The following is a 17255-nucleotide window of genomic DNA, read 5'->3' as shown; positions in this document are numbered from 1 at the left end:
CATCGAGGAAGGAAAACGGCAATGCCCACCTACGGCGTCATCGACCTGGGGTCGAACTCCATTCGCCTTGTCATCTACGAAGTGAAGGACGATCGTCGCAGCACCTATTCCAGCAAGGACTTCAAAAGCATCATCAACGACAAGGTGATGGCGGGCCTTGCCGCGTTCGTGGAGGATGGCGTGTTCACGCCCGACGGCGTGGACCGCGCCGTCAACGTGCTGAAAAGCCATATGAAGCGCGTGCGCTACTTCGGCTGCAAGCGCGTCGACGTGTTCGCCACCGCCGTGCTGCGCAACGCCGTGAACTGCACCGAGGCCGTCGCGGAAATCGAGCGGCGCTGCGGGCTGGCGGTCACGCTGCTGTCCGCGCGCGACGAGGCGCACCTCGGGTTCGTCGGCGCCCGCTGCTCCACCCCGCTCGAGCGCGGCACGCTCGTCGACATCGGCGGCGGCTCCACCGAGCTCACCCGCGTCGAGGGCGGCCGCGACAGCGACGATGTGAGCCTCGGCCAGGGTTCGCTGTCGTCGTTCGCGCGCTTCGTTCGCAACATCCTGCCCGTCCCCATCGAGATGGACGCCATAGCCTGCGAGTTCCGCGGCAACCTGCGCCGGCTGCCCAGCCTCGAGCCCTACAAGGCCCCCACGCTCTACGGCGTCGGCGGGTCCACCCGCGCGGCGGCCAAGCTGATCCAACAGCTCGACGAGCTGCAAACTCGCCCGCGCGAGATCCAAGCCGAGCAGGTGCAGCAAATCCTCGAAGCCTGCCGGGAAAACCCCTCCGCCTTCGGGCACGCAGCGCTGAAGGCCTCCGCCGAGCGCGTGCACACCATGGTTCCGGGCTGCGTCATCTTAGCCGAGCTCTTCCGCCACCTTGGCGCCGATAAGCTGGTGATCTGCAAGCACGGCGTGCGCGAAGGGTACCTGATCGAGCGCATGCTCGGGGTCGTGTCGGCACCCCCGCAAGCGGACTGATCGAATCCGAAACAGAATCGTTACCTTTTTCACCCCATTTTTTCAGCCACGGTGGCGGATTCGGCTGGTCGCAGCATCAAAACAGAGTAAAATATGAGTTGAGGGGACGTGGTTGTTGGGGAACCGCGCCACCTTGGCGTCGCACGTTATGCAATCATCGATTCCGCTTGGCCGCCCGCAAGCGGCCGCACGCACATCGAATCAACGAAGACGCATCGCCCGGCGCACGCTTCATCTATGACGTCGAGGGAAGGGAACGCCATGAAAGCAAACGAATCCACAACGCATATAGGATCCACTCCCTACATGCAGAACCGCGAGCTGTCGTGGCTCACGTTCAACGAGCGCGTGCTCGACCAAGGCGCCGATGAGACCGTCCCGCTGCTCGAGCGGCTGAACTTCATCAGCATCTTCTGGTCCAACCTCCAGGAGTTCTTCATGGTGCGCGTGGGCAGCCTGACCGACCTGTCGCTTCTGAAGAAGCAGGTCCTCGACTCGAAGACGGGCATGACGCCGGCCGAGCAGATCTCCGCCATCCATAAGCGCTGCCACGAGCTGTACCCCGTGCAGGAGCAGACCTACGCCGAGGTGCGCCAGGCCCTGGCCGCGCACGGCGTGCGCCACCTGCGCCCCGCCGATCTCAACGACGAGCAGCGCGCCTTCCTGGCCGACTACACGGCAGCCAACATCATGCCGTTCCTGTCCCCGCAGATCATCAATTCGCGCCACCCCTTCCCCCACCTGGAGAACGGGTCGCTCTACGTCATCGTGCGCCTTAACGAGGAAGTGGGCCCGAAGAAATCCAAGAAGAAGGACAAGGCCAAGGACGGCAAAACCGTCAAGGCCGCGAAAATCCATCCTTCCGCGGAGGAAAGCGAGAACCTGGGCGCCGAGGGCGTCACCGTGGGCATCCTGCCCATGCCGCGCCAGTGCGCCCGCGTCATCAAGCTGCCGGGCGAGGGCTTCCAGTTCATCCTGCTCGAGCACGCGGTGGAGATGACCGCCGCCCAGGTGTTCAGCATGTACACCGTCAAGCACACCAACGTCCTGTGCGTCACGCGCAACGCCGACCTGGACGCCACGGAGAACACCGACGAGTCCGACGAGGATTATCGCGAGCACATGAAGCGCATCCTGAAGAAGCGCGGCCGCCTGGCCCCGGTGCGCCTGGAGTCCGAGCGCCCGCTTTCCAGCGTGCTGCAGGAGCTTCTGCTCGATCGCCTGAACCTCAAGCCGCATCAGACCTACGTTACCAGCGTGCCGCTCGACATGAGCTGGACCTGGGGCCTTGGAAGCAATCTGCCCGAGCAGGAGCGCATGGCGCTGTCCAACCCCCCGTTCACCCCGCAGTGGCCGGCATGCCTTGACCGCAACCGCTCCATCATCGAGCAGGTCTGCGAGCGCGAGGTGCTGCTCAGCTACCCCTACGAGTCCATGGACGCGTTCGTGCAGCTGCTGCGCGAGGCCGCGGCAGACCCCACCGTCATCTCCATCAAGATCACGCTGTACCGCCTGGCGCGCCAGTCGCACCTGGCCGAAGCGCTCATCGCCGCCGCCGAGTCCGGCAAGCAGGTCACAGCGCTGTTCGAGTTGCGCGCCCGCTTCGACGAGTCGAACAACATCGAGTGGTCGCAGCGCTTCGAGGAGGCCGGCTGCAACGTCATCTACGGCTTCCGCGACTACAAGGTGCACAGCAAGATCTGCTGCATCACGCGCCAAACCGAGAACGGCCTGCAGTACATCACGCAGCTGGGCACGGGCAACTACAACGAGAAGACGGCGAAGCTCTACACCGACCTGAGCTTCATCACCGCCGACGAGACCATCGGCCGCGATGCCACCGAGTTCTTCCGCAACATGCAGCTGGAGAACGCCTCGGACAACTACGACATCCTGTCCGTGGCTCCGCTGCAGATCAAGCCCGGCATCATCGCCAACATCGACGAGCAGATCGCCCTTGCACGCGAAGGCAAGCCGTGCGGCCTGTTCTTCAAGACCAACAGCGTCACCGACAAGGACATCATCGTCAAGATCGCCGAGGCAAGCCAGGCGGGCGTGCCGGTCACGCTGCTCGTGCGCGGCATTTCGTGCCTGGTCCCGGGCGTGCCCGGCTACACCGACAACGTCCGTGTGGTCTCCATCGTGGGCCGTCTGCTCGAGCACAGCCGCATCTACGGCTTCGGCCCGCGCGAGAACATCAAGATCTACCTGTCCAGCGCCGACCTCATGACGCGCAACATGGAGAAGCGCGTCGAGATCGCATGGCCCATCCTCGACGAGGGGCTGCGCAACCAGGTGCTCGACTACATCGCCACGTGCCTGCGCGACACGGCGAAGCTGCGCGAGCTGAAGGCCGACGGAACCTACACCAAGCTCGGCGAGCTGGCCAAGCCCGACGAGCCGAAGTTCGAGTCGCAGGACTTCCTCATCAAGGAGGCCCAGCGCGCCCGCGCGGCGGCTGCCGAGGCCAAGGCCGCACGCAATGCGAACTCCCGCAAGCTCATGAACGAGCAGCGTCAGGCGCAGATGGCCGAAGCCGAGGCTAAGGTGGAGGCCGTGGCCAAGGCGGAAGCCGCAGCCGCAGAGGCGGCCAGGGAGGCCGAAGCCGCCCACAAGGCCGCGCTCGAGGCCGAGGCCGCCGCGAAAGCCGCCGAGGCGGAAACCGCCGCGAAGCCTGCCGCAAAGCCGCAGCCGGCGCCGAAACCGCAGGCGGCCCCCAAGCCCGCCGAAGCCGCAGCCCAGCCCGTACCGGTGAAGGCGCAGGTCATCAACGAGCCCATGCAAGCGCCCAGCCATTCCGGCATCCAGCGACGCCCCGAGAAGCCCAGCCTCCTCGCCCGAGTCCTAGCGAAGTTCATCCGCTAACCCCAAGAACCCCGCTCACCAAGAAACGGAAGGCGGTTCAGAAACCTCGCTCACGCGGGGTTTCTTTTTGTTTGCGGGAGCCGTACGTGGGCGGTTGCGAGTGCTAGCTTGGCGGCTTGGCCGCCTGTGTGGCCGAATAGGGTGATACGTCTGCGTTTGGTGGGGATGTTACTTGGTAGTCGCTCAATAGCAATCGGTGTTTTTCCTGCTCACAGGCTTGATTGCAAATCGACCACCGGCGTCTGCCCCATTCGAATGCAGACGTATCGATGCTTTGACGGGATGGATGGCGAGAAAAGTGGATCGAAGCACAAACAAACGAAAAGGCCGACCCCGCTAATCGCGGAATCGGCCCTGGTGGCATTGCTTCTTTCGCCGCCCAGCCCTTAGGCTCGGACGAGCGCGGGAGCATCGAACGCGCAACGGCGTCTTCGTTCGCCGCTTAGATCTCCCAGCACTTGGCGTGGTCTTTGTTGGGCGTGCGCACGTTCACTTCCTGGTTCTTCAGGGAAACGCGGCTGCCCGCGGGCACGCTGGAGATGACGAACGCGCTGCCGGCGATGATCGAGCCTGCGCCGATGACGGTCTCGCCGCCCAGCACGCTGGCGTTGCTGTAGATGGTGACGTCGTCCTCAATGGTGGGATGGCGCTTCACGCCGGACAGCGCCTGGCCGGCACGCGTGGACAGAGCGCCCAGCGTAACGCCCTGGTAGACCTTCACGTGGTTGCCGATCGTGGTGGTCTCGCCGATGACGACGCCGGTTGCATGGTCGATGAAGAAGTACTCGCCGATCGTCGCGCCGGAGTTGATGTCGACGCCGGTGCGGCCGTGGGCGTACTCGGACATGATGCGCGGGATGAGCGGCACGTCCTGCACGTACAGCTCATGCGCGATGCGGTACACGAAGATGGCAAAGAAGCCCGGGTAGCTGAAGATAATCTCTTCCTTGCTCTGGGCGGCAGGGTCGCCGTCGAAGGCTGCCTGCACGTCGGTCAGCAGGATGCGCTGGATTTCAGGCAGGCGGCTGAAGAACGTGGCGCAGATTTGATCGACGCGCGCGTCCAGCTCTTCCGTTGCCAGGCCGCCGCGGAACAGCAGCGCCTCGCGCAGCTCGCGGCGCAGCGAATCCTCGATGCGGATGAGCGTTTCGCCGATGAAGTACTCGGGGTTGATGCCCGTGGGCGTTTCGTCGCCGAAGTAACGCGGGAACATGACGCGGCGCAGGTCCTTCACGATGTTCACGATGGCAAGCTTGTTCGGGAAATGCTTGTTCGGGTCGGTGAAGAAGATCTCCTCGCGCTCGCTGTAGTTTTTCGCGATGCCTGCAACGATGTCGTTCAATTGATCCTTGTCCAGCATGATGCCTCGCTCTCTCGTCTGTGAGCGCCTATATGTCTTGCCCCATCTTATCACGGTTGTCTCTAGACATAGTAGGCATTTCGGTTACAGACCGATGCGATTCGGCAGAGGCCGCGCCGTTCGCACGCCGGCTGATGAGTCGCCGGCGTGCAACGATTCAGGCGGTGCGGCAACTGGCAGCCCCCTTCCTCATGTAACCCGCACCTTAGCGTGCCAAGCAACGATTTCGCGGGTTTTGCCCTGTTCAGCGGCGGATAACATGAAGGAATCGCGACGATTGGCAAACGGTTGCCGCCCTGACATTGCAGGGAGACGACGTGATGATTATCGTGATGAACGGTAAAGGGAGGGACTATAAGTTATACTAGGCTTACTAAGTCGAACAAGGAGAGACGGTACGATAGCGTAATGAAGCAGGGCACCATTTTCACGAACGCCGCGCTTGCCGCGGTGCTGGCAACATCCATGGCAACGGCCCCCGCCTTGGCGGGTCTCGCGCATACGCCGGGTACCGCCCCGGCAGGCGTTGCGTACGCGGCGCAGGCAACGCCCATCGAAAGCGTTGCCAACACCGGCGACTGGACCGCAACCGACGCGGAGAACAAAGCCATCCTCGACAAGGCCGAAGCCGCCAAACTCGTCGGCCTGAAGCCGCTGAAGGCGTATCTTTCCGGCGAAACCGTAGCTGCAGCGGATTTCCTCACCATCGACGTCGACGCGCTTGCAACCATAGACGCCGACCTGGCGAAACTAGTCAAGCAGACGCAGAAGGCCATCGCCGATTCCAACGCAAGCTCCGAGCCTGAGGCAAAACCCGAGCCCGCCACGCCCGCGCAGCCCGCCGAAACCCCGACCGCACCCGCCGGGTCCAGCACCCCGTCCGAAAGCGCCGGCAAAGGCGCCGCCGCGGAGAAGCCCGCCGAGGACGTGGAGGACGCCCCCGAGGACATGGTTCAGGAAAGCGCCACCCTTGACGAGGACGAGCTGGTCTACGTCTCGCGCAACCTGACCACCGAGCAGTTCATCAGCCAGATCGGCGAGCAGGCCCGCGAACTGTGCCAGGAAAACGACCTATACGCCTCGGTCATGATCGCGCAGGCCGTAGTGGAGTCGGCATCCGGCTCCTCGGGGCTTTCGTGCGAACCCTATAACAACCTGTTCGGCATCAAAGGCGCCTACGAGGGCAAAAGCGTGCGCATGAAAACGCAGGAAGACGACGGCAAGGGCAATCTGGAGACCATCGTCGCCGAGTTCCGCCGCTACCCCAGCCTGACGGAATCGCTCAAGGACTACGTCGGCCTGCTCACCGCCGATTCCCTGTACGCTCCGGTGAAAAAGTCGAACACGAGCACTTACGAGGATGCGTGCAACTACCTGCAGGGGCACTACGCCACCAGCACCACCTACTCGCGCACGCTGAAAGCCTATATCGACACATACGATTTGACCCAGTTCGACGTCCCGAGCGAGCAAGCGAAGGCAGAGACCGCAACGCTTGAATCCGTGCTCAAGCCCACCGCCTCGCAGGCATCGTTCAAAACCGACTCCGATGACTTCGGCATCACCGTGCCCGAGGCCGGCCTTCCCAAGCGACAGACGAACCCCGTGGTAGCGGGGCTGCTTGCCGCCCTTGTCGCAGCAGGCGCAGGAGCGTTGGGCTTCTGGCTGTACTGGCGCCGTAAGGTCGAAGGCGAGAACGCCGCCCACGCCGCAACAGGCGCGCACGCATCGGGCAATGAACCCGCCAGCCAAGATGACACCGCAGCATGGTCGGTCGATCAGGCAATAAAAGACTGGTCTAAAGACGACATCCTGTAATAACAAAAGCCGGTAACCGGTGTAGACCGGTTACCGGCTTTTCATTTCACCACGCTCGCTTAGATCTCGCGCTCGACAACTTCAGCGATGGCCTTCGCATGCTGCTCGGCAGCCTGCTCGTCCATGGCCTCCACCATCACGCGCACGACCGGCTCGGTGCCGCTCGGACGCAGCAGGACGCGACCGTCCTCACCGAGCGCCGCTTCGGCAGCTGCCACGGCATCGGCGATAGCCTGGTTGCCATCAGCCGCATGCTTGTCCTTCACGCGCACGTTGATGAGCGTTTGCGGGAAGCGGGTCATGGCTTTCGCCGCTTCGCCAGCGGACTTGCCGGCGCGCTTGCAAGCGGCCAGGAACTGCAGCGCCGTGACCAGGCCGTCGCCCGTGGAGTTGTGCTCCAGGAAGATGGTGTGGCCGGACTGCTCGCCGCCGATAACGTAACCGCCTTCGCGCATGGCCTCGAGCACGTAGCGGTCGCCCACCTTCGTTTGGATGAGGTTGATGCCCGCATCGCGCAGCGCATGCGTCAGACCCAGGTTCGCCATGACGGTGGACACGGCGGTGTCGCCGACCAGCAGGCCGCGCTGCTTCAGGTCGATGGCGCACACGGCTTCCACCATGTCACCGTCGATCTCGTTGCCCTCGGAGTCCATGAGCATGACGCGGTCGGCGTCGCCATCGTGCGCGATGCCCACATCGGCGCCGCACTCGGCGACCAGGGCGCGCAGAGGCTCCAGGTGCGTGGAGCCGCACTGGACGTTGATGTCCGTGCCGCAGTAATCGTCGTTGATGACGGTGACGTCGGCGCCCAGACGGCGCAGCGCCTCGGCGCTGGTCATGCAGGATGCGCCGTGGCCCGTATCAAGCGCCACCTTCAAGCCCTTGAAGTCGATGCCCTGCTTCTCCACGCTCTGCACCGCGTGCTGGATGTACAGTTCGCAAGCGTCCTCGACGGGCACGGCCACGCCAACCTCGTCGCCACGGGGCAGCTCGTCGGCTGCGGCGCCGCCGCGCGCCATGAAGGCCTCGATCTCGTCCTCGACGGAGTCGGGCAGCTTGAAGCCCTGGCCGTCGAAGATCTTGATGCCGTTGTACTCCGGCGGGTTGTGCGAGGCGGAGATGACGATGCCGCCGTCGCAATGCAGCTCGCGGGTGAGCAGGGCGATAGCCGGCGTGGGGATGATGCCTGCCAGCAGCGCCGTGCCGCCCATGGACATGATGCCGGCGGCAACGGCCGACTCCAGCATATCGCCCGACAGGCGCGTATCCTTGCCGATCAGGATAGTGCGGCCCTTGAAGGCCACAGCAGCCTGACCCAGCTGGAAGGCCATCTGGCACGTAAGCTCCTTGTTCGCAACGCCGCGAACCCCATCAGTACCGAAAAGACGTGCCATATTACTTACCCCTTTTCACATGCTCATCGAAAAGACGGATGGCGCCTTGGGGGCGCTCCTCGTCGGTCATGCGGTTGTTCAGCTCGGCAGCGAACTCGTCGATGCCGATGCCGTAACGTTCAAGCACGACGAGAAGATGATACACCACGTCAGCGGCCTCATAGCGCAGATGGTCGCAGGCCGCGTCGGCCTTGGCGGCGAACGCAACGGCCATGCCCGCGTGCGACCCCTCGTAACCGGCAAGGCCCGCCAGCATCATCTTCGCCGCTTCCACGTCCTTGGCGGCCAAGGCCACCTCGTTGGACTCCTCGACCACCTTCTTCAGCGGCGAGTCGGCATTGCCCGTGAGCAGGCGGAACGTGTAGCTGCCCTCCCCTGCCTCACGGCGAGCATGGATGGTTCCCGCCAGCGCCTCGAGCGTGGCGCCGATCTGTGATGCGGGAGCCTGCTCCCCCTCGGGGATGTAAGTTTTATCGCTCATGAAAAGCCTTTCAAACGTTAGCGGGCGCGGGCTCTACAGCCGTTCGGCCCACCGTAACGAAAAAAGGGGCGCGCCGATGCGCGCCCCTTTCAGCTGGCGTTATTCCTCGCCGTTAGCCTGAGCCTCGTTGGACTCTTCCTCGTCCTTACGACTGGTCAGGCCGAAGCCCAATGCACCGTTGCCCAGAAGCTCGTCAAGCTCCTCGAGGTTGCGGTGATAGCTGCGCGGCGGCAGCGCCTCGCCCAGCATGTCCTCGCCTTCGGTGTTGAAGGTGGCCGGCTCATCGCCGCCGATGAGGATGGTGTCATCCGGGCTGAACACCATGTCGAGCAGCTGGCTCATGTCATCGGAGGATGCGCTCAGGTCGTCCTCGATCACATGCAGCAGGTTGTGCTGCTCGAGGCCTTCTTTGAGCTCCTCGATGGCCTTCGCGCCGATGCCCTCGATGCGCAGCAGGTCGTCCTCGGTGTGGCCAACCAGGTCGGCCACGGTCTCGATGCCCGCCTCGCTGAACTTGTTCGCCCAGCGCTGCGACACGCCCAGATCGTCGTAGATGTACAGGCGCGAGTCCTCATCGGACAGCTGCGGGCCGCGATGACCCAGGGACAGGCCGCTGTAGTAGCTGCCGTAGTTGCCGCCCATGTTGAGGTAGCCCTCGCCATCCAGCGACCAATCCTGGGGCTGGGGCAGCAGGTCCTCGATCTGGCGCAGGTCGTCCGGAGCGTAATCGGGCAGCATATCGCCCTCGACCGGAGCGGTGGGCTTGCCCTTGTAGGTCAGGCCGACGTCGCGGTAGCGCTTCAGGCCCGTGCCAGCCGGAATCGGCTTGCCGATGATGACGTTCTCCTTCAGACCCACCAGGTGGTCGACCTTGCCCTCGATGGCGGCGTCGGTGAGCACCTTCGTGGTCTCCTGGAACGATGCGGCGGACAGGAACGAATCGGTGGCCAAGGAAGCCTTCGTGATGCCCAGCAGCAGCGGCTGGCCCACCGGCGGGTTCTTACCCTCGGCGATGAGCTCGTTGGCAACGTTCTCGAACTCGAAGCGGTTGACCTGGCGGCCCGGCAGGAAGTCGGAGTCGCCGGCATCGAGCACGGCCACCTTGCGCAGCATCTGGCGCGCGATGACCTCGATGTGCTTGTCGTTGATGTCAACGCCCTGGGACACGTACACGTCCTGAACCTGGGCCACGATGTAGCGCAGCGTGGTGTTCGGGTCGGTCAGGCGCAGCAGGTCGTGCGGGTTCACGGAACCCTTGGTGAGCTGCTGGCCGATGCGGACCTGGCAGCCATCCTCCACGCCCGGGAGCATGGTGGCGCGGGCCGACACCACGTACTCGCGGAAGTTGCCTTCCTGGTCGTGAATGGTCAGCGTCTTCGTGTTCTTGTCGGAGCTGATCTGCAGCGTGCCGGAGATCTCCGCCAGCACTGCCTGGCCCTTAGGCTTGCGGGCCTCGAACAGCTCCTGGACGCGCGGCAGGCCGTGCGTGATGTCCTCGCCTGCAACGCCGCCGGCGTGGAACGTACGCATGGTCAGCTGCGTGCCGGGCTCGCCGATGGACTGTGCGGCGATGATGCCGACGGCGGTGCCGATGTTGACCGGACGGCCCGTGGCAAGGTCCCAACCGTAGCACTTCTGGCACACGCCATGCTCGGCATGGCAGGTCATGACCGTGCGGATGGTGACTTCCTCGACGCCCGCGGCCTCCATGGCGGCAAGCTGATCGATGGAGGTGATGTAGTTGTCGCCCTCCATGACCACGGAGCCGTCGGTGCCCTTGACGTCCTCGAGCAGGCAGCGGCCGATCAGGTTCTCGTCCAGCTCGCCCTTCTCGTTGTGCAGCGGGTACGGAACGCCAATGTTCGTGCCGCAGTCGATCTCGTGCACGATGACGTCCTGCGCGACGTCGACCAGACGACGGGTCAGGTAACCGGAGTCGGCGGTACGCAGAGCGGTATCGGCCATACCCTTACGAGTGCCGTGCGTGGAGACGAAGTACTCCAACACCGACAGGCCCTCGCGGAAGTTCGACTTAACCGGAATGTCGATGGTGCCGCCCTTGGTGTCTGCCATCAGGCCGCGCATGCCGGCCAGCTGGCGGATCTGCTTGATGTTACCTCGAGCGCCGGAGTCGGCCATCATGAAGATGGGGTTGAAGCTGTCGAAGTTGGCAGCCATGGCCTCGCCGACCTCTTCGTTGGCATCCGTCCAGATGTCGACGACCTGCTTGTGACGCTCCTCGGGGCTCATCAGGCCCATCTCGTAGTCCTCGTCGATGGCTGCGACCTTATCGTCGGCAGCGGCCAGGATGTCGGCCTTCGTCGGCGGCACGGTGGCGTCGTAGACGGACACGGTGATGCCGGCGCGGGTTGCGTAGTGGTAACCCGTGGCCTTCAAGCCGTCCAGGATCTCCGGCACGTCGGCCAGCGGATAACGGTTCGTGACGTCCTCGACCAGACGACCGATCTCCTTCTTGTTCATCTGGTAGTTCAAGAAGGGATAGTCCTCCGGGAAGGAGTCGTTGAAGATGATGCGGCCGATGGTGGTCTTGATGCGCTGACCGGCCTTCATGTCCTCGTACTTGCCGAACGCGTTGGCCACGCGGGTGTCCTTGCTCAGGCGCACCTCGATCTTGGCCTGCAGGTCCACGTCGGCGCGAGCGTCATAGGCGTTGCGGGCATCGGCGAAGTCGATGAACGCGCGGCCCTCGCCCGGGAAGCCGTCGCGGGCTGCCGTCAGGTAGTAGGAGCCGATGATCATGTCCTGGGTGGGCACGGTCAGCGGGCGGCCATGAGCCGGGGATTTGATGTTGTTCGCGGACAGCATGAGCACGCGGGCCTCGGCCTGGGCCTCGGCGCCGAGCGGCACATGCACGGCCATCTGGTCGCCGTCGAAGTCGGCGTTGAATGCGGTGCAGGCCAGCGGATGCAGCTTGATGGCCTTGCCCTCGACGAGAACCGGCTCGAAGGCCTGGATGCCCAGACGGTGCAGGGTTGGTGCGCGGTTGAGCAGGACCGGATGGTCCACGATGACCTCTTCCAGCACGTCCCACACGTAGCTGGCGCAACGATCGACGGCGCGCTTGGCGGCCTTGATGTTGGCAGCGTACTCGAGCTCGACCAGGCGCTTCATGACGAAGGGCTTGAACAGCTCCAGGGCCATCTGCTGAGGCAGGCCGCACTGGTGCAGCTTCAGCGACGGGCCGACGACGATTACCGAACGGCCGGAGTAGTCGACGCGCTTGCCGAGCAGGTTCTGACGGAAGCGGCCCTGCTTGCCCTTGAGCATGTCGGACAGCGACTTCAGCGGACGGTTGCCCGGGCCCGTGACGGGACGGCCGCGACGGCCGTTGTCGAACAGGCTGTCCACAGCCTCCTGCAGCATGCGCTTCTCGTTGTTCACGATGATCTCGGGGGCACCGAGGTCAAGCAGGCGCTTCAAGCGGTTATTGCGGTTGATGACGCGACGATACAGATCGTTCAGGTCGGACGTGGCGAAGCGGCCGCCGTCGAGCTGCACCATGGGGCGCAGGTCGGGCGGGATGACCGGGACGACGTCCAGGATCATATCGGAGGGCTTGTTGGTGGACTTCAGGAACGCGTCGACCACCTTCAGGCGCTTGATGGCCTTGGCGCGCTTCTGGCCCTTGCCGTTGGCGATGACGTCGCGCAGCTCCTCGGCCGTGGCCTCGAGATCCATGGCGTCCAGCAGGTCGCGCACGGACTCGGCGCCCATGCCACCGGTGAAGTAGTCACGGTAGTTGGCGCGCATCTCGCGGTACAGGGACTCGTCGGGGACCAGCTGCTTCGGCTCGATCTTCATGAACAGGTCGAAGGCGTCCTGACGCAGGGCCTTGCGCTCGTTGAACTCCTCATAGATGTCGGCGATCTCCTCTTCCACCTCTTCAGGCGTGAGGCGCTCGTCCTCGTCGATGTCGTCGACGAAGTCGTCGTCCTCGGGGACATAGTCCACCGACAGCTTGCGGGTCTGCTCGATCAGGCGATCGCGCTCGACGTCCAGCTCTTCCAGATCGGCGGCCAGCTCATCGCGCAGATCCTCGACGTCCTCGTCGCGCGCCTCCTTGTCGACGGAGGTGATGATGGAGCTTGCGAAGTACAGGACCTTCTCCAGCTCCTTCGGCGGGATGTCGAGCAGGTAGCCCAGACGGGACGGGGAGCCCTTGAAGTACCAGATGTGGCTGACGGGGGCCGCCAGCTCGATGTGGCCCATGCGCTCGCGGCGAACCTTGCTGCGCGTCACCTCGACGCCGCAGCGCTCGCACACGATGCCCTTGAAACGCACGCGCTTGTACTTGCCGCAGGCGCACTCCCAGTCCTTGGTGGGACCGAAGATCTTCTCGCAGAACAGGCCGTCCTTCTCCGGCTTGAGCGTGCGGTAGTTGATGGTCTCGGGCTTCTTCACCTCGCCACGCGACCAGCTGCGGATATCCTCGGCGGAAGCCAGGGAGATGCGCAGGGCGTCGAAATTGTTAACGTCGAATTCCGTCGTCATTTATCGCTCGTCCTCCTTGCCGATCAGGTCGTTGTCGTCTTCTTCTTGCTTGGTATCAGCCATCAGCTCGCCCAGCTCTGCGGCGATGTCGTCGAGAGCGCCGGCTTCCTCGGCCTCGGTCTTGCGCGCATCGTCGGCGATGGCGTTGTACAGGGCCGTATCGGCGTTGTCGCGCTTCACGTCGTCCAGATCGGGGTCATGGGTGACGTCGATGGTCTGATGGTCGTGTCCCTCGAGCTCGACGTTGAGGCACAGCGACTTCATTTCCTTCACCAGAACCTTGAAGGACTCGGGCACCTCGGGAGCCGGCGTGTTCTCGCCCTTGACGATGGCCTCGTAGGACTTCACGCGGCCCGACGTGTCGTCGGACTTCACGGTCAGGATCTCCTGCAGCACGTTGGACGCGCCATACGCGTACAGGGCCCACACCTCCATCTCGCCGAAGCGTTGGCCGCCGAACTGCGCCTTGCCGCCCAGGGGCTGCTGCGTGATCAGGCTGTAAGGGCCGGTCGAGCGGGCGTGGATCTTGTCGTCGACCATATGGCCCAGCTTCAGGATGTAGGTCTGGCCGACGGTGATGGGCTCGCGGAACTTCTCGCCCGTGCGGCCGTCGTACAGCCATGCCTTGCCCGTGCGGGACAGCTGCGGGACGAACTCGTCGCGCGCCAGGTCGCCGTACTTCTTATGGTTCCAGTTGATGAGGTTACGGTTGGCGGCGTCGATGGCGTCGGAGATCTCCTCCTCGGTGGCGCCGTCGAATACCGGGGTTGCCACGAACTGCGGGCCCTCGACGGGCTCGTCGGAGTTCGGGTCGTCGTTCCAGCCCCACTTCGCGGCCCAGCCCAGGTGGTTCTCAAGCAGCTGGCCGACGTTCATACGGGACGGAACGCCCAGGGGGTTCAACATGACGTCGATGGGCGTGCCATCGGCCAGGTACGGCATGTCCTCGACCGGCAGCACGCGAGAGATGACGCCCTTGTTGCCGTGACGGCCGGAGAGCTTGTCGCCCTGCTGGACCTTACGCTTCTGAGCCACGTAGATGCGGACGAGCTCGTTGACGCCGGGCGCCAGCTCGTCGCCGGCGGCGCGGCTGAAGCGGTGGATGTCGATGACGCGGCCGCCAGAGCCGTGCGGCACCTTCAGGGAAGTGTCGCGGACCTCGCGGGCCTTCTCGCCGAAGATGGCGCGCAGCAGGCGCTCCTCGGCGGTCAGCTCGGTCTCGCCCTTCGGGGTGACCTTGCCCACCAGGACATCGCCCGGGAACACCTCGGCGCCCACGCGGATGATGCCGTCGGCGTCCAGGTCGCCGATCATGTCGTCGGAGATGTTCGGGATCTCGCGGGTGATCTCCTCCGGGCCCAGCTTCGTGTCACGGGCGTCAAGCTCGTACTCGCTGATGTGGATGGAGGTCAGCAGGTCCTCGGACACCACGCGCTCGGACACGATGATGGCGTCCTCGTAGTTGTAGCCTTCCCAGGGCATGTACGCGACCATGAGGTTCTGGCCCAGCGCCAGCTCGCCGCCGTCGCAGGACGGGCCGTCTGCCAGCACGTCGCCGGCCGCCACCTCGTCGCCCTTGCGGACGATGGGGCGATGGTTCATGCAGCCGGACTGGTTGGAACGCTGGAACTTCGGAACCAGATACTCGTCGTACTCGCCGTCGTTGTTGAGCACGATGATGGTCTGGCCGTCAACGTAGTCGACCACGCCGGGGTTCTGCGCGATGAGGATCTCGCCGGAGTCGACCGCGATGCGGTGCTCCATGCCGGTGCCTACAAGCGGGGCGTGCGGCTTGAGCAGCGGCACAGCCTGACGCTGCATGTTCGAGCCCATGAGGGCGCGGTTTGCGTCGTCGTGCTCGAGGAACGGGATGAGCGACGTTGCGACCGACGTCATCTGACGCGGGGAAACGTCCATGTAGTCGACCTGCTCGGGCAGCACCTCGCCAGGCTCGCCGAACACGCCGTCGGCGTCCTTGGTACGGCAGAGAACGCGAGCGGCCTTCACGAAGTTGCCGTTCTCGTCGGTGGTGCCGAACTCACGGGTCTCCAGGTTGAACTTCTCATTGGCCTGGGCGATCGTGTGGTTCTCTTCCTCGTCTGCCGTCAGGTAGTCGATGTCGTCGGTCACCTTGCCGTCGACCACGCGACGGTACGGGGTCTCGATGAAGCCGTAGGGGTTGATGCGGCCGAAGGTTGCCAGCGAGCCGATAAGGCCGATGTTCGGGCCTTCAGGCGTCTCGATGGGGCACATGCGGCCGTAGTGGGAGTTGTGGACGTCGCGGACCTCGAAGCCTGCACGCTCACGGGACAGGCCGCCCGGGCCCAGTGCGGACAGACGGCGCTTGTGCGTGATGCCTGCGGCAAGGTTGGCCTGGTCCATGAACTGAGACAGCTGGGAGGAGCCGAAGAACTCCTTGATGGCCGCCACGATCGGGCGGATGTTCACGAGCGACTGCGGGGTGATCTCGTCGGGCTCCTGCATGCTCATGCGCTCGCGCACCACGCGCTCCATACGGGACAGGCCGATGCGGAACTGGTTCTGGATCAGCTCGCCGACCGTGCGGATGCGGCGGTTGCCGAAGTGGTCGATGTCGTCGACCTTGACGCCCTCGGCACCGGCATGCAGGCCGATGATGTACTGCATGGTCTTGGTGATGTCTTCCTCGGTCAGCGTGGAGCAGGTAGACTCCTCCTGATCGAAGCCGAGCTTCTTATTGATCTTGTAACGGCCCACTTTCGCCAGGTCGTAGCGCTGCGGGTTGAAGAACAGGCCCTCGAGCAGCGTACGGGCGGAGTCGATGGTGGGCGGCTCGCCGGGACGGAAGCGCTTGTACAGCTCGATGAGCGACTCCTCCTTGGTGGTGGCGGGGTCGCGGTCGAGGGTGCGCAGGACCATCTCGTCGCTGCCGAGCAGGTCGATGATCTCCTCGCGGGTCTCGGCCAGGCCGAGGGCGCGGACGAGCAGCGTAGCAGGCTGCTTGCGCTTGCGGTCGATGCGCACGGACAGGATGTCGCGCTTGTCGGTCTCGAACTCCAGCCATGCACCGCGGCTGGGGATGACCTTTGCGTTATACAGCGTTTTGTCGGATGCCTTGTCGCGCTCGGAGCCGAAGTACACGCCCGGGGAACGCACGAGCTGGGACACCACGACGCGCTCGGTGCCGTTGATGATGAAGGTGCCGCGGTTGGTCATGAGCGGGAAGTCGCCCATGAACACCTCCTGCTCCTTGATCTCGCCCGTCTCACGGTTGATGTAACGGATCTCGACGTACAGGGGCGCCTGATAGCTGACGTCCTTTTCCTTGCACTCGTCGACGGTGTACTTCGGGTCGCCGAAGCGATGGTCGCCGAACTCGACGCACATGTCCTTCGTATTGTTCTCGATCGGAGCGATGTCCTGGAACGCCTGGTCGAGACCCTCGCTCATGAACCATTTGAAACTATCCGTTTGAATGGCGATGAGGTTGGGCACGTCCATGACGTCAGGAATCTTCGCAAACGAGCGGCGATTGCGATAAAGTACTGTCTGACCAGCATTTTTGTCTTGGGCCACGAGGCTTTTCCTCCTTCAGGTGCATCCGCAAAACTGCGAAAAAGTTGCAATTTGCTAGAATACGGCGAAATGTCAAGTCCGTCAAGGAATTTTTTCACGAGCTGTGGAAATTTGTTGGTTTTCGCCGCTTCACCTGGGGAAACGCAGATATGACTTTTCTCGTGCGGAAAGCATTTTAGCACGGCGGACGGCATGGGAGCCCTAGCGCGTGGGAAAGCGTTATATTGCAGCATCAGGCGGCGGCGTGCGTCCCGCCGCGGTCGCGGCGATGCCTTCGCCGACGGGGAGCCACGAGGGG

General features: G+C 64.0%; 8 protein-coding genes. 3 read left to right on the top strand and 5 right to left on the bottom strand.

The annotated features are described in order from the left end of the window. The first annotated feature begins 21 nt into the window (after positions 1–21). Together SFHG_RS07225 and ppk1 are read left to right on the top strand one after the other, a co-directional pair. The gene (locus SFHG_RS07225) at positions 22–972 is read left to right on the top strand and encodes a Ppx/GppA phosphatase family protein (RefSeq protein WP_042435723.1); all 951 of its coding nucleotides are present in this window, start codon (positions 22–24) and stop codon (positions 970–972) included. A gap of 261 nt (positions 973–1233) precedes the next feature. Further along, the gene (gene ppk1, locus SFHG_RS07220) at positions 1234–3837 is read left to right on the top strand and encodes a polyphosphate kinase 1 (RefSeq protein ID WP_042435720.1); all 2604 of its coding nucleotides are present in this window, start codon (positions 1234–1236) and stop codon (positions 3835–3837) included. Between the two features lie 442 nt (positions 3838–4279). Here the strand turns inward: ppk1 and SFHG_RS07215 are convergent, their stop codons facing one another. Further along, positions 4280–5197, bottom strand: a complete 918-nt coding sequence (locus SFHG_RS07215; protein ID WP_042435718.1) for a serine O-acetyltransferase — start codon at positions 5195–5197, stop codon at positions 4280–4282. A 408-nt stretch (positions 5198–5605) separates the two neighbouring features. Between SFHG_RS07215 and SFHG_RS10130 the strand changes: the two genes are divergently transcribed. After that, the gene (locus tag SFHG_RS10130; protein WP_052297850.1) at positions 5606–7015 is read left to right on the top strand and encodes a glucosaminidase domain-containing protein; all 1410 of its coding nucleotides are present in this window, start codon (positions 5606–5608) and stop codon (positions 7013–7015) included. 59 nt (positions 7016–7074) lie between these two features. Here the strand turns inward: SFHG_RS10130 and glmM are convergent, their stop codons facing one another. The 4 genes from glmM to rpoB form a co-directional block, all read right to left on the bottom strand. Then, positions 7075–8409 carry a phosphoglucosamine mutase gene (gene glmM, locus SFHG_RS07205; RefSeq protein WP_042435716.1) on the bottom strand — a complete coding sequence of 445 codons (1335 nt, stop codon included), beginning with the start codon at positions 8407–8409 and terminating at the stop codon, positions 7075–7077. A 1-nt stretch (position 8410) separates the two neighbouring features. Beyond that, a complete protein-coding gene (locus tag SFHG_RS07200) occupies positions 8411–8890 on the bottom strand; it encodes a phosphoribosyl-ATP pyrophosphatase (protein ID WP_042435715.1) in 480 nt (159 codons plus the stop codon). Positions 8891–8989: 99 nt separating this feature from the next. Continuing rightward, positions 8990–13402, bottom strand: a complete 4413-nt coding sequence (locus tag SFHG_RS07195) for a DNA-directed RNA polymerase subunit beta' (RefSeq protein ID WP_042435712.1) — start codon at positions 13400–13402, stop codon at positions 8990–8992. Further along, a complete protein-coding gene (gene rpoB, locus SFHG_RS07190) occupies positions 13403–16957 on the bottom strand; it encodes a DNA-directed RNA polymerase subunit beta (RefSeq protein WP_042435709.1) in 3555 nt (1184 codons plus the stop codon). Positions 16958–17255: the final 298 nt, after the last annotated feature.

The organism is Senegalimassilia anaerobia JC110 (assembly GCF_000236865.1).
Classification (GTDB): Bacteria; Actinomycetota; Coriobacteriia; order Coriobacteriales; family Eggerthellaceae; genus Senegalimassilia; species Senegalimassilia anaerobia.
The sequence above is the reverse complement of the archived record's forward strand: the minus strand, read 5'-3'. Positions and strand labels throughout refer to the sequence as shown.

What these genes read in the sequence shown, in the direction of transcription:
- glmM (WP_042435716.1), bottom strand. Translation starts at nt 8,409, where the DNA reads ATGGCACGTCTTTTCGGTACTGATGGGGTTCGCGGCGTTGCGAACAAG.
- SFHG_RS07195 (WP_042435712.1), bottom strand. Translation starts at nt 13,402, where the DNA reads ATGACGACGGAATTCGACGTTAACAATTTCGACGCCCTGCGCATCTCC.
- SFHG_RS07215 (WP_042435718.1), bottom strand. Translation starts at nt 5,197, where the DNA reads ATGCTGGACAAGGATCAATTGAACGACATCGTTGCAGGCATCGCGAAA.
- SFHG_RS10130 (WP_052297850.1), top strand. Translation starts at nt 5,606, where the DNA reads ATGAAGCAGGGCACCATTTTCACGAACGCCGCGCTTGCCGCGGTGCTG.
- SFHG_RS07200 (WP_042435715.1), bottom strand. Translation starts at nt 8,890, where the DNA reads ATGAGCGATAAAACTTACATCCCCGAGGGGGAGCAGGCTCCCGCATCA.
- ppk1 (WP_042435720.1), top strand. Translation starts at nt 1,234, where the DNA reads ATGAAAGCAAACGAATCCACAACGCATATAGGATCCACTCCCTACATG.
- SFHG_RS07225 (WP_042435723.1), top strand. Translation starts at nt 22, where the DNA reads ATGCCCACCTACGGCGTCATCGACCTGGGGTCGAACTCCATTCGCCTT.